Origin of the sequence: Mesorhizobium kowhaii, from assembly GCF_003253745.1 — a bacterium.
GTDB lineage: Bacteria > Pseudomonadota > Alphaproteobacteria > Rhizobiales > Rhizobiaceae > Mesorhizobium > Mesorhizobium kowhaii.
Genome location: NZ_MZXV01000013.1, coordinates 1,176,099 through 1,194,764 on the forward strand (window position 1 = coordinate 1,176,099; position 18,666 = coordinate 1,194,764).

20 protein-coding genes are annotated in these 18,666 nt (G+C 62.9%); 8 read left to right on the forward strand and 12 right to left on the reverse strand.

What is annotated here, in order from left to right:
- Positions 1-16: 16 nt before the first annotated feature.
- Positions 17-439: a tautomerase family protein gene (locus B5V02_RS08330; protein WP_111543831.1), complete on the reverse strand. Its 423-nt coding sequence runs from the start codon at positions 437-439 to the stop codon at positions 17-19.
- 196 nt (positions 440-635) lie between these two features.
- Here B5V02_RS08330 and B5V02_RS08335 point away from each other — a divergent pair, with 196 nt between their 5' ends.
- Both B5V02_RS08335 and B5V02_RS08340 read left to right on the forward strand, forming a co-directional pair.
- Positions 636-1,205: a TetR/AcrR family transcriptional regulator gene (locus B5V02_RS08335; RefSeq protein ID WP_245445776.1), complete on the forward strand. Its 570-nt coding sequence runs from the start codon at positions 636-638 to the stop codon at positions 1,203-1,205.
- A gap of 5 nt (positions 1,206-1,210) precedes the next feature.
- On the forward strand, positions 1,211-1,828 hold the full coding sequence (locus B5V02_RS08340; protein WP_111543832.1) for an MOSC domain-containing protein: 618 nt from the start codon (positions 1,211-1,213) through the stop codon (positions 1,826-1,828).
- 77 nt (positions 1,829-1,905) lie between these two features.
- On the opposite strand, the gene B5V02_RS08345 is transcribed toward B5V02_RS08340, so the two are convergent.
- Both B5V02_RS08345 and B5V02_RS08350 read right to left on the reverse strand, forming a co-directional pair.
- A complete protein-coding gene (locus tag B5V02_RS08345; protein WP_111543629.1) occupies positions 1,906-2,745 on the reverse strand; it encodes an SDR family oxidoreductase in 840 nt (279 codons plus the stop codon).
- A 133-nt stretch (positions 2,746-2,878) separates the two neighbouring features.
- A complete protein-coding gene (locus B5V02_RS08350; protein ID WP_111543630.1) occupies positions 2,879-3,841 on the reverse strand; it encodes a D-amino acid aminotransferase in 963 nt (320 codons plus the stop codon).
- 156 nt (positions 3,842-3,997) lie between these two features.
- Between B5V02_RS08350 and B5V02_RS08355 the strand changes: the two genes are divergently transcribed.
- Positions 3,998-4,501 (forward strand): hypothetical protein, encoded by a 504-nt coding sequence (locus B5V02_RS08355; protein WP_111543631.1) that lies wholly within the window; start codon positions 3,998-4,000, stop codon positions 4,499-4,501.
- A gap of 14 nt (positions 4,502-4,515) precedes the next feature.
- On the opposite strand, the gene B5V02_RS08360 is transcribed toward B5V02_RS08355, so the two are convergent.
- Together B5V02_RS08360 and tsaA are read right to left on the reverse strand one after the other, a co-directional pair.
- Positions 4,516-4,830 (reverse strand): DUF2293 domain-containing protein, encoded by a 315-nt coding sequence (locus B5V02_RS08360; RefSeq protein ID WP_111543632.1) that lies wholly within the window; start codon positions 4,828-4,830, stop codon positions 4,516-4,518.
- Positions 4,827-5,351 carry a tRNA (N6-threonylcarbamoyladenosine(37)-N6)-methyltransferase TrmO gene (gene tsaA, locus B5V02_RS08365; RefSeq protein ID WP_111543633.1) on the reverse strand — a complete coding sequence of 175 codons (525 nt, stop codon included), beginning with the start codon at positions 5,349-5,351 and terminating at the stop codon, positions 4,827-4,829. The genes B5V02_RS08360 and tsaA overlap by 4 nt, the downstream gene beginning before the upstream one ends.
- 131 nt (positions 5,352-5,482) lie before the next feature.
- Here tsaA and B5V02_RS08370 point away from each other — a divergent pair, with 131 nt between their 5' ends.
- Positions 5,483-6,490 carry an ArsR/SmtB family transcription factor gene (locus tag B5V02_RS08370; protein ID WP_111543634.1) on the forward strand — a complete coding sequence of 336 codons (1,008 nt, stop codon included), beginning with the start codon at positions 5,483-5,485 and terminating at the stop codon, positions 6,488-6,490.
- Positions 6,490-7,407, forward strand: coding sequence for a methylenetetrahydrofolate reductase [NAD(P)H] (metF, locus tag B5V02_RS08375; protein ID WP_111543635.1), 918 nt, complete (start codon positions 6,490-6,492; stop codon positions 7,405-7,407). Before B5V02_RS08370 ends, metF begins: the two co-directional genes overlap by 1 nt.
- Before the next feature lie 463 nt (positions 7,408-7,870).
- Here metF and B5V02_RS08380 read toward each other — a convergent pair whose 3' ends face one another.
- Entirely contained in the window at positions 7,871-8,788 is a 918-nt protein-coding gene (locus B5V02_RS08380; protein ID WP_111543636.1) for a DMT family transporter, read from the reverse strand.
- Positions 8,789-8,998: 210 nt separating this feature from the next.
- On the opposite strand from B5V02_RS08380, the gene B5V02_RS08385 reads away from it, so the two are divergent.
- Complete coding sequence (locus tag B5V02_RS08385) at positions 8,999-10,219, forward strand: alanine racemase (RefSeq protein WP_111543637.1); 1,221 nt, start codon at positions 8,999-9,001, stop codon at positions 10,217-10,219.
- On the opposite strand, the gene B5V02_RS08390 is transcribed toward B5V02_RS08385, so the two are convergent.
- The gene (locus B5V02_RS08390) at positions 10,216-10,947 is read right to left on the reverse strand and encodes an SDR family oxidoreductase (protein WP_111543638.1); all 732 of its coding nucleotides are present in this window, start codon (positions 10,945-10,947) and stop codon (positions 10,216-10,218) included. The two genes, B5V02_RS08385 and B5V02_RS08390, sit on opposite strands and share 4 nt — an antisense overlap.
- Positions 10,948-11,078: 131 nt before the next feature.
- Between B5V02_RS08390 and B5V02_RS08395 the strand changes: the two genes are divergently transcribed.
- Positions 11,079-11,972 (forward strand): LysR family transcriptional regulator, encoded by an 894-nt coding sequence (locus B5V02_RS08395; protein ID WP_111543639.1) that lies wholly within the window; start codon positions 11,079-11,081, stop codon positions 11,970-11,972.
- Between the two features lie 65 nt (positions 11,973-12,037).
- Here B5V02_RS08395 and B5V02_RS08400 read toward each other — a convergent pair whose 3' ends face one another.
- The 3 genes from B5V02_RS08400 to B5V02_RS08410 form a co-directional block, all read right to left on the reverse strand.
- On the reverse strand, positions 12,038-12,421 hold the full coding sequence (locus B5V02_RS08400; RefSeq protein ID WP_111543640.1) for a hypothetical protein: 384 nt from the start codon (positions 12,419-12,421) through the stop codon (positions 12,038-12,040).
- Between the two features lie 54 nt (positions 12,422-12,475).
- The gene (locus B5V02_RS08405; protein WP_111543641.1) at positions 12,476-13,654 is read right to left on the reverse strand and encodes a lytic murein transglycosylase; all 1,179 of its coding nucleotides are present in this window, start codon (positions 13,652-13,654) and stop codon (positions 12,476-12,478) included.
- Between the two features lie 302 nt (positions 13,655-13,956).
- The gene (locus B5V02_RS08410) at positions 13,957-14,760 is read right to left on the reverse strand and encodes a glycoside hydrolase family 25 protein (RefSeq protein ID WP_111543642.1); all 804 of its coding nucleotides are present in this window, start codon (positions 14,758-14,760) and stop codon (positions 13,957-13,959) included.
- A 220-nt stretch (positions 14,761-14,980) separates the two neighbouring features.
- On the opposite strand from B5V02_RS08410, the gene B5V02_RS08415 reads away from it, so the two are divergent.
- Complete coding sequence (locus B5V02_RS08415) at positions 14,981-16,360, forward strand: serine hydrolase domain-containing protein (protein ID WP_111543833.1); 1,380 nt, start codon at positions 14,981-14,983, stop codon at positions 16,358-16,360.
- A 330-nt stretch (positions 16,361-16,690) separates the two neighbouring features.
- On the opposite strand, the gene B5V02_RS08425 is transcribed toward B5V02_RS08415, so the two are convergent.
- Together B5V02_RS08425 and B5V02_RS08430 are read right to left on the reverse strand one after the other, a co-directional pair.
- Complete coding sequence (locus B5V02_RS08425; RefSeq protein ID WP_111543644.1) at positions 16,691-17,365, reverse strand: class I SAM-dependent methyltransferase; 675 nt, start codon at positions 17,363-17,365, stop codon at positions 16,691-16,693.
- Positions 17,362-18,660 carry a BtaA family protein gene (locus B5V02_RS08430; protein WP_111543645.1) on the reverse strand — a complete coding sequence of 433 codons (1,299 nt, stop codon included), beginning with the start codon at positions 18,658-18,660 and terminating at the stop codon, positions 17,362-17,364. The genes B5V02_RS08425 and B5V02_RS08430 overlap by 4 nt, the downstream gene beginning before the upstream one ends.
- Between the last annotated feature and the right edge of the window lie 6 nt (positions 18,661-18,666).

Consider the following 18,666-nt stretch of genomic DNA (forward strand, 5'->3'; position numbering starts at 1 on the left):
CATCGCAGCCGCCAAATCACTGCGCTGCGGCGGTTGCGGCAGCGACAAGTGCCTCGCCCGAATATTGCCGGCTGCCGATGCCCCAGCCGCCGTCGGGCGCATTGACGATGTTGATCCAGGTGTTTTCAGGCCGGTGGCCGGGCACGCAGAGCTCGGCGACAATGCCTGCGGCCGCGGTGATGAAGGCATTTCGGGTTTCGATCGAACCAAGGCCGATGTTCGGCAGCTTCAGCTCGACCATGACGACCGGCCGATTGGCGCCACCGGCATAGATGCGATGCAGTGGCAGGATGTGGACCGTGCCGCCGACGATCCCGGTGAAGAACGCATTGCCGGTGGCGCCGGAGGCTTCGATGAGGGCAGCGCTGAGACGCGGCAGGATCTCGCGCTCTCCCGTGGGGGTCAGTACGCCTTCGGGCGCGGTCACGGTGTTTGGCATTTGGCTCTCCTTTTCGCTGGTTTCCATGGTCTTGCCGGCGGACATGTCTCCCAGCTTGCCATGTTTCGTATCAATTGTTACGTTACGCGGAGAGGGCGAGTCAACAGGTTTCGTATCGATCACTATGGATAAATTGGAAAAGCCTAGGGGTGGCCGGCCACGCGCATTCGATCCCGACCGGGCACTGGATGCCGCGATGCATCTGTTCTGGGAGCATGGCTATGAGGCGACATCGCTGGCCATGCTGCGCGAGGCGATGGGGCTGACGCCGCCGCAGATCTACAACGCCTTCACCGACAAGGAGACTTTGTTCCGCAAGGCGCTGACGCGCTACCACCAGACCGAGATCGGCTTTGCGCTGGAGGCGCTGAGCGCGCCGGTTCCGACGGGGGAGGCGATCCGGCGGTTGCTGCTCGGCGCGGCGGAGGCCTATTCCAGGCCCGGCAAGCCGGGTGGCTGCCTGTTCGTCAGCGGTGCGCTCGCAGCTTCGCCGCAGGCACAAGCCATTGCGGATGAACTCAAGGCCAATCGCAAGGCAAGTGAAGCGGCGATCGCCGAGCGGCTGGCCAAGGGCCGGGCAATGGGCGACCTGCCGGAAGGTCTGTCTGTCGAGGGCTTCGCCAAATACCTGGCCGGCGTCATGAACGGCATGTCGATCCAGGCGCGGGACGGCGCTTCGGTCGAAGAGTTGCGCACTTTGGCCCAAACCGCCCTTGCGGTGTTCGCGATCGAAGGGCAAAAACAGGGCGCATCATCCAAGGAATGAAGCCGATGCTGGATCTCTTCCCCGAGGCTGAAAAGCCGATCGAAATCGTACCGGCGCGAAAGCTGGTCGCCAAAGTGGCAGCGCTTTACGTGGCGCCATCGGATCATTTCGAGACGCGCCCGGCCGATGCGTTGCGGCTGGGGTTCGATGGCATATCAGGCGATTTCCACGCCGGCGCGACGCGGCGCTCGGGCGGGCGCGAGCCCTGGTATCCGCGCGGTACCGAAATGCGCAACGAGCGGCAAGTGTCTGTTGTGGCGGCGGATGAACTGGCCATCGTCGCCGAACGCATGGGCCTGGCCGAGATCAAGCCGGAGTGGATCGGCGCCAACCTTTTGATCGAGGGTGTGCCGCATTTGTCCATGCTGCCGGCCGGCACGTTGCTGTTCTTCAAGGACGGCGTGACCATCAAGGTCGACGCACAGAACGGACCTTGCCGCCTCGCCGGCCGATCGATCGCCGAACATGCAGGGATGGCCGACGTTGAAGCTGGCGCGCTGCTGTTCCCGAAATCGGCGAAGCGGCTGCGCGGCCTTGTCGCCTGGGTCGAGAAGCCGGGAACGATCAAGGCCGGCGAGGAGATCTCGGTGCGGGTGCCTGAGCAGTGGATCTATCAAAGCTAGACTCTCGCCCGCATCGGAATAGGTATTTCCGCATGGGGGCTACGCCGCCGGGGGCGGCGTAGCAAAAAGCGCTTGCCTTAGGCCCTGCGGTTCTTTTTCGCGCCCTGCGCCATGATGGAAACGTCGTCCCACTTTTCCCAGGTGGCGATGCGGTTGGCGTATTCCTGCTTGATCATCGGCAGGCCTCCATCGCCGAAGAACACGCGCAGCGGCGGCTCGGCGGCGTCGACAATGGCCAACATCGCCGCTCCGGTGGCCTCGGGATCGCCGGCGACGGAATTGGCGCGGCGCTCGGCCATCTTGGCGCGGGCGGGCGCGTAGGCTTCGATCGGCTTGGAAACCTTGGCCGACGGGCCGGCCCAATCGGTGGAGAAACCGCCCGGCTCGACCAGCGTCACATGGATGCCGAATTCCGCGACCTCGATGCCGAGCGACTGGCTGAAGGCTTCCAGCGCCCATTTCGAGGCGTGGTAAAGGCCGAGCGAAGCAAAGGCATTGACGCCGCCGATCGACGAAATCTGGATGATGTGGCCGGAACGCTGTGCCCGCATGATCGGCAGCGCGGCCTGGGTGACCCAGAGAGCGCCGAGGACATTGGTTTCGATCTGGTCGCGAGCTTCCTGTTCGCTGACTTCCTCGATGGCGCCGAAATGGCCATAGCCGGCATTGTTGATGACGACGTCGAGCCGGCCAAAGCGCTTGTGCGCCTCGGCGATCGCGGCATTGACGGCTTTCTTGTCGGTGACGTCGAGCTTTATCGCGGCAATATTATCGCCGTACTTCTCGACGAGATCGGCGAGCGTGCTGGCATCGCGGGCGGTTGCCGCGACGCGGTCGCCACGGGCGAGTGCTGCCTCGGCCCAGACGCGGCCAAAGCCCTTCGACGATCCGGTGATGAACCAAACCTTGTTTGTCATGATGTGGAGTCCTTGCCCCTGCGGGCGTGATTTCGAGTGAAAGCGGAGGCTTCTCCGCTTTCGGGCATATACGGTGCATCCCGTGCTTTTCCAGAGGCGGGGGAAATCTTTTTTGAACAAGCCGCCTTGATGATCAGGGATATTGCACCGGGCTCGACCATGCCGGGTCGTCGTGCTTTTGCCAATAAAGCGCCATCAGGCGGCTGGTGATCGGCCCGACCTTGCCGTTCGCGATCCGGGCGCCGTCGATCTCCTTCACCGGCATGATGCCGCCGGCGGTCGAGGTGATGAAGACCTCGTCAGCCTCGCGCAAAGCGGCGACACCGACATCGTTGGTGGCGGCGGCAAGACCTTCTCCGGCGCAGAGGTCGAAGACGGTGCGCCGGGTGATGCCGGGCAACACGCCATTGGCCGGCGTCGACAGTTTGCCGTCCGTGACGCAGAAGACGTTGAAGCCCGGACCCTCGGCGACATTGCCGTTGAAATCGAGAATCAGCGCGGTCTCGGCGCCGCGGTCATAGGCATCGTAGAGACCGCGCACCAGATCGAGCCAGTGGTAGTTCTTGATCGCCGGGTCGATCGAGGCCGGCGGAATGCGCACCTTGTCGCTGATGGCGACACGCAGGCCGCGCTGCAACTGCTCGGCATTGGCGACCGAGCCGAACGGCACCGCGAACGCCATGAAGCGGTTGACCGCCTGGCGCGGGTCGCGGCTGAAGGTCGGCGAGACGCCGCGCGTGCACAGCATTTCGACATAGGCGGCGCGATGGCCGGACAACGCGACGCAATTGTGCAGGATTTCGGTCACGCCTTCACGGTGGAACGGGATCGTCATGCGCAGCTTCTCCAGCCCGCCGAAAAAGCGGTCGAGATGCAGGTCGAGGCGGAAGAAGCGGCCGTTCCAGACATGCACGGTGTCGTAAGTTGCGTCTGAATGCAGAAAACCCCAATCCAGCACCGAGATCTTCGCTTGCGACATCGGCAGGTACTGGCCGTCGAGGAAGGCGATGCCGTCGGGATAGGAATGCGGGTCGATGTAACGGTCGCTGACCGTCGGCAGTGGCTTGGCATCCTTGGTTGCCATCGTCTGGCTCATCGGGGCGTCCTCTCGCACAAGGCGGGATCGGCAGGCTATCGGCGCCACGCGGAAGGCATAGAGCCAGCCGCCCGGCGCTGTTCGTCCTCGATGACGATCTGGACGATACATTAGAAGGGAATTGTCTTACGTTGCGGGCTCTGACCGGGAGGGGACATGGGCAGGTTTGGGACTGTCATCGCAGCCATGATGATTTTCGCCGCCGCTGGTCAAGCCAGTGCCCAATGCGCGCGCGAAGGCGAGGAGTTGTGCCAGAGCGGCCAGACCTATCGCTGCGAGAAAACCGGCAGCGAATTGACGCCGATCTTCCAGAACGTGCCTTGCGTGGTGAATGTACCGACGCTGAGCGGCACCTGGGTCGGCAGCGGCCATCAAAGCCCGGCTGGGGCCACCGGCGCCGACTGGTCGATCGCCATGACGATCAATGACGGCGGTGCGTCGATCGATTATCCTTCGCTCGGTTGCGGCGGATCGCTGTCGCAGACGTCCAGGGACGACACGTCGGCTGAATACCATGAGAGCATCACCTACGGTCAGGACAAGTGCATCGACGGCGGCAACATCACCGTCCGGTTTTTCAAGGGAAATCTGTCCTGGACGTGGACCGGCCAGGCCGACGACCAGCCCTACAATGCGGTCGCCGTGCTGACGCGGCAATAAGCGGACTTGCTGCCTCATTCCTCCTCGTCGTCGGCATCGAGCAGTCGTGTGGCGCGCCAGCGGGTCAGCACGATGTTGGTCTGCTCGATGACGAAGAACCGCGCCGAGTCGCGGTCATAGCCTTCGCCCAGCAGCTTTTCGTAATCGGTGTGCACGTGGCGGATGTGGGCAATGGTCGCCAGCCACACGGCGATGGTCGGCGGCAGGGTTTTCATGTGAACCGAGCCGGCATCCGCACGGATCTTCTCCATGTCGGCATAGGGCGCCAGCGGCAGAAGTGCTGTCAGTGCCTTGGCGATGGCACGGCGGCGTCCGGTCGGCGCTTTCATCGCTCGTCGCGCCCTTCGACGGTCGCATCGGCGATGGCGTCAGTCGAGGCGAAATAAGGCTTGATGTCGATGACCGGCGTGCCATCGAGCGCATCGATGGCGTCGAGATCGAGGCGCCCAGTGCCGATGTCGAGCCCGACCAGCCTGGCCACATGCAGGCCGACTGGGTTCGGCCGGGCAGGGGAGCGCAGCGAAAATACGCCTTTGGCTTCAGCCGCATGGCGGGGTTTCTGCACAATCAAAGTCCGCGGTGCATGGTGCAGCCAGGACAGGATGATGACGTGGCTGGCGCGCTCCAGCCCCTGCAGGCCAGGGCGAAAGGGCGCGTCGATGGTCAGCACCGCCGGCTGCCCGGTCGCGCGCGCGGTGCGCATGTTCTTGGGGCAGGTCTCCCGTGTCGTCCATGGCGAGGTGATGCGGCCGATGAAGACGATGCCGCCGTCGGCTGGCATCAGCGCCGGATCGTTTTCCAATTTCTGCTCGCCGTCGCGCGCCTCGAACATCTCACGCGGTCCGGTCATTTCCGCCCTCGCATCTTTTTGGTCGGGATCACGCAAGCGGCATTTTCTTGTCCGGAAGCGACATAGCCCTTGCAAGGTGTCGAAAATCGACATAAACATATGTTTATATCTTTTTCAAAGAGAATACGCTGATGCATGTCTCGCTCGACACCATGGTGGACACATTGAAGGCGGCGGCCGAATCCAGCCGCCTGCGCATATTGGCACTGTTGTCGCGCGGCGACCTCACCGTTTCCGATCTTACCGAAATTCTCGGCCAGTCGCAGCCACGCGTTTCGCGGCACCTCAAGTTGCTGCTGGAGGCCGGGCTGATCGGCCGCTACCAGGAAGGGTCGTGGGCCTTCTTCCGCCTGTCTGACGCGGATTCCGCGCGTGACTTCGTCATGGGGCTGGTTTCCGGCATTCGCGGTGCCGATCCACAGGTCGAGCGCGATCTCGAGCGGCTGGGCGCGGTCAAACGCAAGCGGCAGGACCGGGCAGCCGAGTATTTTTCCGTGAATGCGGCAAGCTGGGACCATATCCGCTCGCTGCATGTGCCGGACCGCGCCGTCGAAGCCGCTATGCTGAAACTGGTCGGCAAGCGGCCGTTCCAGTCGATGCTCGATCTGGGCACCGGCACCGGGCGGCTGCTCGAAATCTTCTCGCCGCTCTACCGGCGCGGCGTCGGCATCGACATGTCGCGCGAGATGCTGACCGTGGCGCGCGCCAATCTCGACAAGGCCGGCGTTTCGAATGCGCAGGTGCGGCAGGGCGACATCTTCGCGCCGCCCGTCGAGCGCGATGCCTTCGATCTCGTCACCATCCACCAGGTGCTGCACTATCTCGACGATCCAGCCCGCGCCATCCACGAGGCGGCGCGGCTTTTGCGCCCGGCCGGGCGGCTGGTCATCGTCGACTTCGCGCCGCACACGCTGGAATTCCTGCGTGACGAGCACGCGCATATGCGGCTCGGCTTTTCCGACCGGCAGATCGCCGACTGGTTCGCAGAAGCCGGCCTCGATCTCGAAGACAGCCAGGAGTTCGAGCCACGCGGCGGCAACGAAGCCAGGCTCACCGTAAAACTCTGGCTCGGCCGCGACCGGCGCCTGCTGATCGCTGATCCTTCCAACGACACAAGGCAGATAAGGGAAGTTGCCTGATGAACCAGTTCCGCTTTTCCCGCCGCCCCGACATTGGTGACAAGGTCCGGGTTTCCTTTGAATTCTTCCCGCCGAAGACCGACGAGATGGAGGCAAGGCTGTGGGACACGGTCACGAGGTTGGAGCCGTTGAAGCCGAAATTCGTCTCGGTGACCTATGGCGCCGGCGGCTCGACGCGTGAGCGCACCGCACGCACCGTAAAGCGCATCCTGACGGAAACCGGTATTCCGGCTGCGGCGCATCTGACCTGCGTCGGTGCAACGCGCGAAGAGGTCGACGCGGTCATCCAGGATTACAAGTCGATCGGCATCAACCGATTCGTGGCGCTGCGCGGCGACCCGGCTTCCGGTGTCGGCGAACCCTATCGCCCGCATTCAGGCGGCTACGAGAATGGCGCGGAACTGGTCGCCGGGCTTAAGAAAATCTCGGATTTTGACATCTCCGTAGCGGCTTACCCGGAAAAGCATCCGCAAAGCCCGGATTTCGCCACCGACATCGAGATGCTGAAACGCAAGGTCGACAATGGCGCGACGCGCGCCATCACCCAGTTCTTCTTCGACAATGATCTCTACGAGCGCTATGTCGAGCGCGTCCGCCGCGCCGGCATCTACATCCCCATCGTGCCGGGCATCCAGCCGGTTCATAGTTTCAAGCAGGTCGCGAACTTTTCCGCGAGGGCGGGCGCGCATGTGCCTGGCTGGCTGGCGGAGCGGTTCGAGGGGCTTGACCGGGACCCGCAGACGCATGCGCTGGTGGCGTCGGCGGTGGCGGCCGAACAAGTCATGGACCTGGTCGAGCGCGGGGTCGGCGATTTCCATTTCTACACGATGAACCGGGCCGATCTGGTTTTTGCCATCTGCCACATGATCGGCATCCGCTCACACGAAGCCGAGGCGGCGGGTTCCGCTGCGGCTTAGAGCAATTCCAGGAAAAGTGTTAAACGGTTTTCCGTCCGGAATTGCGTTAAACAAAGAGATTCAAAAGAGCTTCCGAAATGCAAAAAGGCCGGGCAAGTACCCGGCCTTTTCAATGTTTTGGACTATGTGGTGCCGGTCTTCCCCGTCTTTGGCGGGTCAGGGAAGAAAGCCCATAATGAGGGCTCCGATGAAGGCGAATGCAGCACAGATCATCAATGCGTTGATAGGCCTCGTAAGTCCCATGACATAGCCTCCTCTTAAAGAGCTATGTCTGAGAGTCTAGGTTCATTTGTGCCACAGGCAAGCGGAAAATGTGCTGCATTGCGACGTGATTGCTAGATTTGCGACCCGCCTTTTGCCGTTAGGCATTGAAACTCTTCGGCAAAAACCCGCTTCAGACCTGTGAATAAATTATGGCGGCGGTGTGTCATTGCCATGTCATGGCAGCGCTACCGTGTCGGTCCTAACGCCTTCCGAACAATCGTCCGTCGATCGTGACGAGGCCAAGTGCGATCAGCACCACGCCGCCGATTTCGAACAGTTCGAGCCGCTCACCGAGGAACAGGAAGCCGAGCAGCATGGCGCTGGCCGGCACGATGAGCGTGACCAGCGAAGCGTTGGTGGCGCCGGCCGAGGCGACGAGGTTGAAATAGAGGATGTAGGCGAAGGCGGTGGACAAAAGCGCCAGCGCCAGCACTGCCGCCCAGACAGGGGGCGAGGCCGAGAACGGGCCCGCCGGACCATAGGTGAAGAGCACGATCGGGATCATGATGATGGTCGAGGCGGTCAATTGTCCGGTGGCGATGACCGGCGAGGGCACGCCCTTGAAGCGGCGGGCGACCATCAGCGCCACGCCATAGGACAGCGAGGCGCCGATCAGCGCGAATTTGGCCCAGACCGGGCCGCCGAGCCCGGCAAGCAGGCCGGGACCGATCATCACCGCCGTGCCGGCGATGCCAAGCGCAATGCCGGCGAGCTTATTCCAGGAGAGCTTTTCGTCTGATGTCAGCGCGTTGGCGAGGATCAGCGTCCAGAACGGCGTCGTTGCGTTGAGCACCGAGGCAACGCCGGCGCCAAGCTGGGTCTGGCCGGCGAAGATCAGCGAGAAGGGGATGACATTGTTGGTGAGCGCCAGCAGGAAGAACAGGCTGGCATGGGGAAGCGCGAGGCGGAAGGATGGTCCGCGAATGGCGAGATACAACTGCAGCGCGATCGCCGCGATGGCGACGCGAAACAGCACCAGCACCAGCGGATGAAGTTCCGCCACCGCGATGCGGGCAAAGAAGAACGAGCCGCCCCAGATCGCACCGAGCAGCAGAAGCTGTCCCCAGTCCTTGAGCACCATCGGCCCGCGTGGCGCGGATGTCGCGGTCATTGCCATGTCAATCGTCCTCCCCCAGACGGCCTGAATGCCAGCCGGTCAGGCAGAACGCATATCGGGTCCGGCGACAAGGGCCACCCGAAACCTGACTGATGGCAAACGCTGCCGCCAAGGACCTAGCGCCGCTGCGTCAGGTGCACGAGACACAGAATTGTTTTCATTAGCCGCTAGCTTGGATTAATTGTGCGCAGCCGAGGTAAGGATTCGTCCATGCAGCGATTCGAGAATGCCCGCGAGGCGGCACTGGCGCTTCGCCCGGACGATCCGATCTATTGCTTCCGCCCGCAGGTGCTGATGGCTGATGCCAGGCAGTTCATGGGCATGTTCCCCGGCAAGACCGCTTATGCGGTCAAGACCAATGGCGAGCCGATCGTACTCAAGGCGCTGGTCGAGGCCGGCGTCACCGCTTTCGACGTCGCTTCGCCCGGCGAGTTCGCTGCCGTGCGCGCGGTCTCGCCTGATGCCGAGATGCTCTACATGCATCCGGTCAAGGCGCAGTCGGACATCAAGCTGGCGCTGGAGAAGTACGCCATCCGGGTCATTTCGCTCGACCATGAGGACGAGATCACCAAGCTGACCCGGGTGGTGCGGGCACTCGACATCGATCCGGGCGCGATCAGCGTGTTCGTGCGCATCCAGACGAAAGGATCGGCCGCCTACGAACTGTCGAAGAAGTTTGGCGCCGGGCCGGCCTATGCCGTCGAACTGGCGGAGCGGCTGAATCGCACCGGCTACAAGGTTGGCCTGTGTTTCCATGTCGGCAGTCAGATCGAGGATCCCGACACCTATGAGCGGGCGCTGGCCTCGGCCGACTGGGTGCGCAACCGGCTGACCTTCGACATTGCCGGGCTCGACGTCGGCGGCGGCTTTCCGGCCGAATATGGCCACGACCCGAACCGCAAGCAGATCGAGATGCCGTCGCTCGGCCAGATCATGTCGAGGCTGTCGGGCGACCTCAAGGAATACCAGTTCGACCAGATACCGCTGGTGGCCGAGCCCGGCCGGGTGATCGTGGCGCGCTGCCTGTCGCTGATCGTGCGCGTGCTGCTGCGCAAGGGCAAACGGCTCTACATCAATGACGGCATCTGGGCATCGCTGTCGGATTCATGGACAGGCAAGATCACGCTGCCGGCGCGTTTCATTCCCGATCCGGCAATCCGCTCGCGCAATGGCGAGGAAAAGAACATCGTGCCGTTCAAGGTCTGCGGTGCGACCTGCGATTCCGTCGACATCCTGTCGCGACCGTTCTGGCTGCCTGAAACGGTCGACACCGGCGACTGGATCGAGATCGGCCATATCGGCGCCTATTCGCTGTCGCTCAGGACCCGCTTCAACGGCTTTTATCCCGACACCTTCGTCGAGGTGACGACGCCGTTCGACGAAGGCGACGCGCCGCAAGGATTTGCCAGCCTGGAGACGATGGCGGATTAGGCCACCCCACCCCCGGCCTGGATATTCTCGCCGGTCAGCCAGCGAGCCTCATCGCTGGCCAGGAAGACCGCGACGTCGGCAACCTCGCGCGGCGCGCCGATCCTGCCGAACGGCGACATGCCGGCCGCCAGGGCGCGATCGCGCTCGGGAAGCAGGTCCGTGTCGGTGAAGCCCGGCGACAACGCATTCACGGTGACGCCGCGCGGCCCAAGTTCACGCGAGAGCACGCGCACGAATTGTTCGACCGCGCCCTTGCTGCCGAGATAGAGCGCCGTCTGCGTGAAGAACATCCTGGTTCCGCCAGTAGAGACGGCGATGATGCGGCCACCGTCGCGCACGCGGCGCGCCGCTTCCTGAAGCGTGAAGAAAGTGCCCCTGGCGTTAGTCCCGAAGACCAGGTCGAAATCGGCTTCGGTGGCCTCGATCAGCGGCTTGATGACGGCGATGCCTACATTCGCAACGACAATATCGATCGCGCCCAGCTGGTTTTCGGTCTGGTCGAACAGGCGGTGGACATCGTCAACGACGGAAATGTCGGCCTGGATGGCGACCGCCTTTCCGCCCTTGCTGGCGATGGCGGCCACCACGTCGTCGGCGGCTTTCTTGTTGCCGACATAGTTGACAGCGACCGCAGCGCCATTGGCCGCGAGCCCCTCAGCGATTGCGCGGCCGATGCCGCGCGAACTACCGGTGACAACTGCTGTTTTGCCTTGCAAAGACTGAGACATGATCAATTCCCTTCAACCATTCAGAAGTCGCGCCGGTCTGTTTGACGACGCCGATGATTGAGAAATAGCGGCATGCAATTGATCAGTTAATAGCCTATTATCTGATCAGCTTATTAATCCAGGAATATACAATGCGCGGCTCCGAATTCACCGAGCTCAAGGCATTTTCGGCGATCGTGGAAGAGGGGAGTTTCGTTCGTGCGGCCGCCAGGCTGCGGGTGTCGCCGCCGGCACTCAGTCAGTCGATCCGCCAGCTGGAGGCCCGCGTTGGCGTCAGATTGCTCAATCGCACGACGCGCAGCGTTTCACCAACTGCCGCCGGCGATACGCTGTTCGCCCGTCTTGCGGTCGCGTTCGGCGAACTCGACGGTGCCGTCGCCGACATTCGTGCCGCGCGGGATCGGCCAGCGGGCTCGCTGCGTATCAACGTGCCACGCGTCGCCGCAGTGCGGTTCATCGCGCCGATCCTTGGCGAGTTCCAGCGCGCCTATCCCGATATCGCGCTGACGGTGATCGTCGACGACATGCTGACCGACATCGTTGAAGGGCGGTTCGATGCCGGCATCCGGCTTGGCGAGCGGCTGGAAAAGGACATGGTGGCGGTCAAATTGAGTGAGGACCTGCAGATGGCTGCGGTGGCTGCCCCCGCCTATTTCGAGAACCGGGCCATCCCGCGCCATCCGCAGGATCTGCACCAGCATCGTTGCATCAAATTCCAGTGGCCCAGCGGCGGCAATATTTACCGATGGGAGTTTTCGCGCGGCAAACGGGCCCTGGAGATCGCTGTCGAGGGTAGCCTGACCGTCAACGAAACCGACCTGATGCTCAACGCCGCGCTGGATGGCGCGGGCATTGCCTACATGATCGATTACCAGGTTCGGCCATGGATCGAGAAGGGCAAGCTGGTCCGTTTTCTCGAGGCTTGGTCACCAAGCTTTCCAGGTTTTTATCTATACCACCCAAGCGCACGCCACGTGCCGCCAGCCTTGCGAGCATTCATTGATTTTGTGCGGGAGAGGTCATGAATGCTCATGAGAGATAATGGTTTCTCGATGTGACGATTCCGATGCGTCACCACGCAGCCGCGGTCCTACCAGCCGATCATCTGTACGAAACTGTCGAACTTTTCGATCCCCAGCGCCGCCGGGTAGCGCCTGACGAATTCAGCCGGCTTGAAAGGCTTTGACAGATAATTGAATGCCCAAGTCTCGTCGCTGGAATGATAGTCAATTCGCAGGTTGTCGCGATTGAACTCGATGGGATTGTTGACGCTGATAATTAGCGTATGCATCGAGGTGAATGCGTAAAATCTGTTCTCCGCATAAGCAGACCGGATGTGACGAATGAGATCGACCGCGTGCTGCTGGTCGAAAGCTTCGTTGGTCAGCGAGACGTAGAACGCCTCTATGCTGTCCCATGGTTGCGATGGGACAAGCCTAGGCGTGTAGTTATTCTTTGGGTCGTAGAGGCTCATGCCTGACGTCCACAATGTTTGGTGCCAACAAGCTTCGAAAGTCATACCGGCAATTTACAGTTTCGCCAAAAGCTCTGGCGTCGGCCAGCCATCCACAGGCAGGCCAAGGCGCATCTGCTCCTTGCGGATCGCTTCGCGGGTGTTGGTGCCGAGGATGCCGTCGACCGTGCCGACATCGTAGCCCCTGGCTTCCAGCCTGGTCTGCAACTCCTTCAGCTGCTCGTTGTTGAGGCCGGTCTCGGGATTGCGCGGATCGAACTGTGGCGCGCCCGCCAGCCTGGCGGCGAGGTTGGCAGCGGTCAGCGCGTAGGTGAAGGACTGGTTCCATTCGAGATAGACGTCGAAATTGTCGTAGGTGAGGAAGGCAGGCCCCTTGCGGCCCATGGGCAGCGCCAGGCCCGCTTTCAGGCCATTGTCGACCAGCGGTGCGCCGCTGGGGTAGGTGACGCCCCATTGCGCCCATTGCGTCAGCGGCAGCTTGTTGGTGCGCCCGGTCTGGTCCCACGGCATGTCGTCGGGCAGGCGGACTTCCTCGATCCAGGGCTCGTCGCGTTTCCAGCCACGCGACAGCACCTTGTTGGCGGTGGTCATGATCACATCCGGCACGCTGCCGCGCAGGTCGACCTTGCCGTCGCCGTCGCCGTCGACGCCGCGCGCCAGATAGTCGGAAGGCAGGATCTGCGTCTGGCCGATCTCTCCGGCCCAGGCACCCCTGACGTCGGCCGGTACGACGCCGCGATCGATCAATTCCAGAAGTGGCACCAGCTGAGGCCGGAACAGTTGCGGGCGGCGGCAATCATGGGAAAGCGTCAGCAGGGCGCTCAGCGTGCGGAAATCGCCCTGCACGGCGCCGAAATCGGTCTCCAGCGCCCAGAAGGCGGCGATGATCGGTGCCTGGACGCCGAACTGCTGGTCGGCACGGGCGAAGACATCGGCGTATTTCTTCAGGTTTGCCGCGCCCTGCTTCAGCCGGTAGGCCGAGATCATGCGGTTGGAAAATTCGACGAAGGTCTGGGTGAAGACGCCCTGGGCGCGGTCGCGCGCCAGGACCTTGTCGTCGATGGTGGCATCCTCCAGCGCGTCGAGACCCACGGCACCGACACCGGCTGCCTTGGCTTCCGCCGCCACGCCCTGCTTCCAGGCTTCGAAGTCGTCGCCACATTCCTGCGCCATCGCCGGCAAAGCCGTGGCGCACAAGAATAGCGCCGCGAGGGCTTGGGAACGCAGTCGCATCAGCTTCCTTTCGAAACGAATGAGGGCCTTTGTCGTGCCCCTCTCGGAAGCCCAATGCCCTGGATTACCGGCGGTTGCACTCTTTGCCGCTGGCTGTGTCGAAAAGCAGGCGGCAGGCCCGGTGTCAACGGTGTTCTGCCGCAGCCCCTTGTTCCGGGCGACTTCGTTGCCGTTGAACCGGTGTCAACGGGTGTTCTGCCGCAGCCCCTTGTTCCGGGCGACTTCGTTGCCGTTGAACCGGTGTCAACGGTGTTCTGCCGCAGCCCCTTGTTCCAGGCGGCTTCGCTGCCGTTGATCCGGTGTCAACGGGTGTTCTGCCGTAGCCACTTGTTCCATGCGGCTTCACTGCCGTTGAAGACGTTGATGTCGGACTTGCCGGTCATGCCCGGAACGATGCCGGTTCCGGTGTATTGCCAGAAGGTGAAGGGGTGGCTGCCGTATTTTTCGCGCGGATGGCCGGCGACGGAGCGCAGCCAGTAGGGATAGCCGCGGAAGGTCGACAGCCCGTTGTCGTCGAAGAAGTCGACCGAGGTGTAGATGATCGGCTTCTTGCCATAGTGCCGTTCGACGATTTCCAGGAAGGTGGTCATCTCTGCGCGCACTGTGGCCGCATCGGGACGCAGCCTGCAGGTCGGCGATTTCGGGTTCCACTCCATGTCGAGGACCGGCGGCATCGCCGAGCGATCGACCGGGACATTCTGGATGAACCAGCGCGCCTGCTGAGCGGCCGGCGTGCAGAAATAGAAGAAATGATAGGCCGCGCGCGGAACGCCGGCGGCTTTCGTGCGGGCCCAATGCTCGTTGAAATATTCATCGAAGCGATCGCCGCCCTCGGTCGCCTTGATGAAGGCGAAGGAGATGCCGCTGGCCTTGGCCGACGGCCAGTCGACCGAGGTCTGGTATTTGGAGACGTCGGTGCCGTGAACGGCGTAGTTCCACGGCGCGCCGCTGTCCCATTCATGCGGCTTGGAATCGGCAAAGCGCGGCGCGCGCACGGCAACCGTCGTCGGGCTGCTCGACGCGGATGGCGCCAGTGGCGAAAGATCGTCCACAGTCGAGCAGGCGCCAAGCAGCGTCAGCATGAAAAGGGCCGCAAGACGGCGCATCGCAACTCCCGAGCCGGATTCAGCCGGTCGCTGATGGGTCTGTGCACTGATGGCCGGCGGTGGCCCCCTACGAGCGATAGCCCCACAGCATCGCCCGTTCCCCCTGTGATCGCCGAACATGGTTGATATCAGGTTGACGGCGCTCGACAAGCACTGCGATTTGCGGAAGCAATGGCGGCAAATCGATGACATAGCGTCAGGCAGAGGCCTGGGAGGAAAAATGCGGATCGTCGTCAAGATCGTCAAATGGCTGCTTGGCCTGGTCGTGCTGGCGATCGCCGCGCTGTTTGCCTGGCTTTACATCGCGCCGCCCGAATTGATCCGCGTCGGCTCGGGCTATTCGGCCAAGATCGTCTGCTCGAACGTCTTCATCGCCGGTCGCGACGCCAATGAGGTGCTCGCCGTCGACGTGCAGGCGCCCGGGCGCCCGCTGCTGCGGTTGATGCGGGTCTCGGTGGACAAGAACCGGGGAACGGTCTCGGCGGGTCTGCTTGGTTTCCTCGGCAAGAGCCTTGCCGTAGCCCGTGACGGGCTGGGCTGCGCCTCGGTTCCCGATGGCGATGTCGGCAAAGCACGGCGGACGGCGATCTATGCCGAGCCGTCGGCGGTCAGCCAGGACGCGTTGTGGCCGGAAGGCGAACGGGTCGAGGCATCACAGGATCCGGTGATTGCCAAGCTGCTCGACGATGCGGCGCTGACTGGCACCGGCATGCGCGCGGTGGTGGTGGTCAAGAACGGCCGCGTCGTCGCCGAGCGCTATGGCGCGGGCTTTTCGGCAAAGACGCCGCTGCTCGGCTGGTCGATGACCAAGACGGTGAATGCCGCCATCATCGGCACGCTGGTCAAGGACGGCAAGATGGCGGTCGACAACAAAGGCCTGTTCGCGCCGTGGAAGGTGGATGGCCGCGCCGCGATCACCCTTGCCGACATGATGGCGATGTCGAGCGGGCTGGAGTTCAACGAGGACTATGGCGACGTCGCCGACGTGACGCGCATGCTCTATCTCGAACCCGACATGGCGGGCTTCGCCGAAGCCAAGCCGCTGACCGGCGAGGTCGGCAAGGCGTTCTCCTATTCGAGCGGCACGGCGGTGATGCTGTCGCGCCTCTGGCAAGACGCGATCGGCGACAAGGCCAAGGCGCTGACGTGGCCGCGCACCGCGCTGTTCGAGCCGCTCGGCATGCACAGCGCCGTGCTGGAAACCGACGAGCAGGGCACTTTCGTCGGCTCGTCCTATCTCTATGCCACCGCGCACGACTGGGCGCGCTTCGGTCAGTTCCTGCTGCAAGGCGGGGTGTGGAACGGCAACCAGGTCTTGCCAGCCGGCTTCGTCGACTGGATGCGTGAGCCGGCACCCGCCTCGAAAGTCTACGGCAAAGGCCAGTTGTGGATCGAGGCACCGGGCGACGAGAAAAACCCCGGCGCCGGCGTGGCGGCGGGCCTGCCCAAGGACACCTACTGGATGGAAGGCCATGATGGGCAGACGGTCACCATCATTCCCTCGGAGCAGCTGGTGGTGGTGCGGCTCGGGCTGACGCCAGCCAAGCTCGGCTACCGCCCGCAGACGATGGTGGGGGCGCTGATGACGGCGCTGAAGTGATCGCTATAGGGGGTGTACGGTTGGGCGTTCTGAGTTTGAGTGATGAGCTACCGGTCTGGAACGGCGGAAGGCGAATAATTTAGTCCGTGATCCAGTACGCAATCAGCACTACCGGCGAAAAGCCCTACTTGGTCGAGCTTAGGACAAGCTTTGATCACGGGTACAACCACGCTGACCGGTCCGTATTGTCCTTCGACGAGCTAACCGCATTTCGTGATGCTGCAGCCAAATACACACGTCAGGCTCAATGGAAGCGTGAGGGATTGGCCGATTGCCAGGGCCGTCGTATGGAGGATCTCCTCGATCTGACCGAGGCTCGTTTGAAGCAACTTACGGTGTGCTGACAGGTCGCCCGACCACGGCCAGCCAGGCATAGCCGCGATAAAGCGTGCGGAAACGGAAGCTTGCGCCGGTTCGCCGAGATTCCGATTCCAGGACCTCGCGCAGCGATTCACGCGGCGCGACGTGGAATTTTTTGAGCCAGCCGCGCAGCAAAGTCCGGAACCAGCCAGGCAGGCCTTCCTGCTGGCCGAAATCGACGACATGAAGGGAGCCACTGGGGGCGAGGGCAGCAAGTGCCGCCGACACCGTCTTTTCCCAGCCAGGGATCATCGACAGAGAATAGGACACGAAGATGCGGTCGAACCGTTCGATGCCATAAAGCGCGCCCGCGTCGAAATCGGTGGCGTCGCCCCTCGCCAGCATGACGCGTGCGGATATGCCGTCGCGGGCAATCGCGGTCCCGGCTGTCTCCAGCATTTCGGCCGAAATATCGAGGCCGAAGAAGCGTGCGTCGGGATAGCGACGGGCGGCCAGGATGATGTTGCGGCCGGTGCCGCAGCCGAGTTCAAGCACGGTGCCGCCGGCCGGTACGTCCAGCCCGGAGATCATCTGGTCGCGGCCGAGCAGGTAGTATTTGCGCGTCAGGTCGTAGATGTGGCGCTGCCAGCGGTAGACGCCGTCCATCAGTTCGGCATGGTTGGCCTGCAGCTCGGTCGTGCTCATGCCGCACGCTTCACATAGAGGTGGAAGCCGCCATAGATGGCCGAGCGGTCGCGGGCCGAGAATTCGCGCGAAGCCTCGTCCTGATAGGTCCATTGATCGAGCAACGAGCTGGAAACCCGGCCGGGCAACAGGCTGGGCTCGGCGGCCGTGCGGAAGATGACGCGGGCGCCGACTGAGGCGGTGCGGGTGATTTCCGACCACAGCGCGTTGAGCTGGTCATCGGTCATCCAGTCCTGCGCATCGAGCAGGATGAAGCGGTCGACCGCGCCTGCATCCTTGCCGGCAAGAAACTCGATCAGATTGGCATGGTGGATGGCGACGCGGTCGACATTGCCGCGGATGGTCTCGTAATTCTGTTTTTCGAGATAGGCGGGCAGGGCGGCCTCGCCGGGGTTCGGATAGCGGCGGGCAAAAGCCTGCCAGGCGAAATAGTTGTTCTCCAGCGGAAAATCGCAAGCGAGCTTTTCCAGCCGGGCCTTGAGCACACTGGCCATGGTGCCGTCACCCGAAGTGATTAGCGAATCATACTGCGCCGGCGGAATGCCGAGGCCGAACAGCGAGGCCTTGCGCGATGTCGCCCATTTCAGCAGTGGCTTGTCGAAGACCGGCGCCAATTCCTCATTGAAGAAGCGGCGCTGTTCGCCGATGTTCTTGGCTTCCATCATACGGGCTGGATTGACGCCGAAGAACTTTGCCGTGCGATGGCCCATGGCGATGAACAGGCCGAGCAGGCCGGTCTGGTAGAAATTGCGATCGAAGACGGCGATGCGCCGGCGGCCGCGCCAGTTGCGGCGCTCCCAGTAGTGACGGCTGACCGGATCGAGATGCGGCGCGATGAAACGATCGTAGGCTTCCGAATTGTGGCTGGTGTCGGAGGCGCCGAAGAAGCGGAACAGGTCGCCCTGCGACGGCAGGTGGCGCACGGCCTCCAGCTTCATGCGGTTCAACGCGATATGCGCGGCGTTGAGGTCGACGGCGTCAATTTGTGCCGGCGAACGGGTCAGGTAGGCGAGGATGTTGCAGCCGCCCGAGGCGATGGTGACGACGCGGTGGCCCTGGCCAAGCTGCATCGCCTCCATGTCGACATCGGGGTCCTCCCAGATCTGCGGATAGACGAGGCCGGAAAACAGGAAGGCGAACAGCCGCTCCGAGATGCCGGCTTTCGACAGCGGGCGGTTCTGGTACACGGCCTTTCCAACTTCCTTGCCGCGGCGAAAAACCAGATCTGCGGAAACGTCCGTCATGGCAAGGTGATTCCCCATTTGCTTTGCCGCAAGCGGGTAGCGCAGGGTCATGACAGG

Bases quoted from the DNA above. Each gene is read 5' to 3' on its own strand.
- B5V02_RS08330 (WP_111543831.1), bottom strand. From the start codon at position 439: ATGCCAAACACCGTGACCGCGCCCGAAGGCGTACTGACCCCCACGGGA.
- B5V02_RS08335 (WP_245445776.1), top strand. From the start codon at position 636: ATGCATCTGTTCTGGGAGCATGGCTATGAGGCGACATCGCTGGCCATG.
- B5V02_RS08340 (WP_111543832.1), top strand. From the start codon at position 1,211: ATGCTGGATCTCTTCCCCGAGGCTGAAAAGCCGATCGAAATCGTACCG.
- B5V02_RS08345 (WP_111543629.1), bottom strand. From the start codon at position 2,745: ATGACAAACAAGGTTTGGTTCATCACCGGATCGTCGAAGGGCTTTGGC.
- B5V02_RS08350 (WP_111543630.1), bottom strand. From the start codon at position 3,841: ATGAGCCAGACGATGGCAACCAAGGATGCCAAGCCACTGCCGACGGTC.
- B5V02_RS08355 (WP_111543631.1), top strand. From the start codon at position 3,998: ATGGGCAGGTTTGGGACTGTCATCGCAGCCATGATGATTTTCGCCGCC.
- B5V02_RS08360 (WP_111543632.1), bottom strand. From the start codon at position 4,830: ATGAAAGCGCCGACCGGACGCCGCCGTGCCATCGCCAAGGCACTGACA.
- tsaA (WP_111543633.1), bottom strand. From the start codon at position 5,351: ATGACCGGACCGCGTGAGATGTTCGAGGCGCGCGACGGCGAGCAGAAA.
- B5V02_RS08370 (WP_111543634.1), top strand. From the start codon at position 5,483: ATGCATGTCTCGCTCGACACCATGGTGGACACATTGAAGGCGGCGGCC.
- metF (WP_111543635.1), top strand. From the start codon at position 6,490: ATGAACCAGTTCCGCTTTTCCCGCCGCCCCGACATTGGTGACAAGGTC.
- B5V02_RS08380 (WP_111543636.1), bottom strand. From the start codon at position 8,788: ATGGCAATGACCGCGACATCCGCGCCACGCGGGCCGATGGTGCTCAAG.
- B5V02_RS08385 (WP_111543637.1), top strand. From the start codon at position 8,999: ATGCAGCGATTCGAGAATGCCCGCGAGGCGGCACTGGCGCTTCGCCCG.
- B5V02_RS08390 (WP_111543638.1), bottom strand. From the start codon at position 10,947: ATGTCTCAGTCTTTGCAAGGCAAAACAGCAGTTGTCACCGGTAGTTCG.
- B5V02_RS08395 (WP_111543639.1), top strand. From the start codon at position 11,079: ATGCGCGGCTCCGAATTCACCGAGCTCAAGGCATTTTCGGCGATCGTG.
- B5V02_RS08400 (WP_111543640.1), bottom strand. From the start codon at position 12,421: ATGAGCCTCTACGACCCAAAGAATAACTACACGCCTAGGCTTGTCCCA.
- B5V02_RS08405 (WP_111543641.1), bottom strand. From the start codon at position 13,654: ATGCGACTGCGTTCCCAAGCCCTCGCGGCGCTATTCTTGTGCGCCACG.
- B5V02_RS08410 (WP_111543642.1), bottom strand. From the start codon at position 14,760: ATGCGCCGTCTTGCGGCCCTTTTCATGCTGACGCTGCTTGGCGCCTGC.
- B5V02_RS08415 (WP_111543833.1), top strand. From the start codon at position 14,981: ATGCGGATCGTCGTCAAGATCGTCAAATGGCTGCTTGGCCTGGTCGTG.
- B5V02_RS08425 (WP_111543644.1), bottom strand. From the start codon at position 17,365: ATGAGCACGACCGAGCTGCAGGCCAACCATGCCGAACTGATGGACGGC.
- B5V02_RS08430 (WP_111543645.1), bottom strand. From the start codon at position 18,660: ATGACCCTGCGCTACCCGCTTGCGGCAAAGCAAATGGGGAATCACCTT.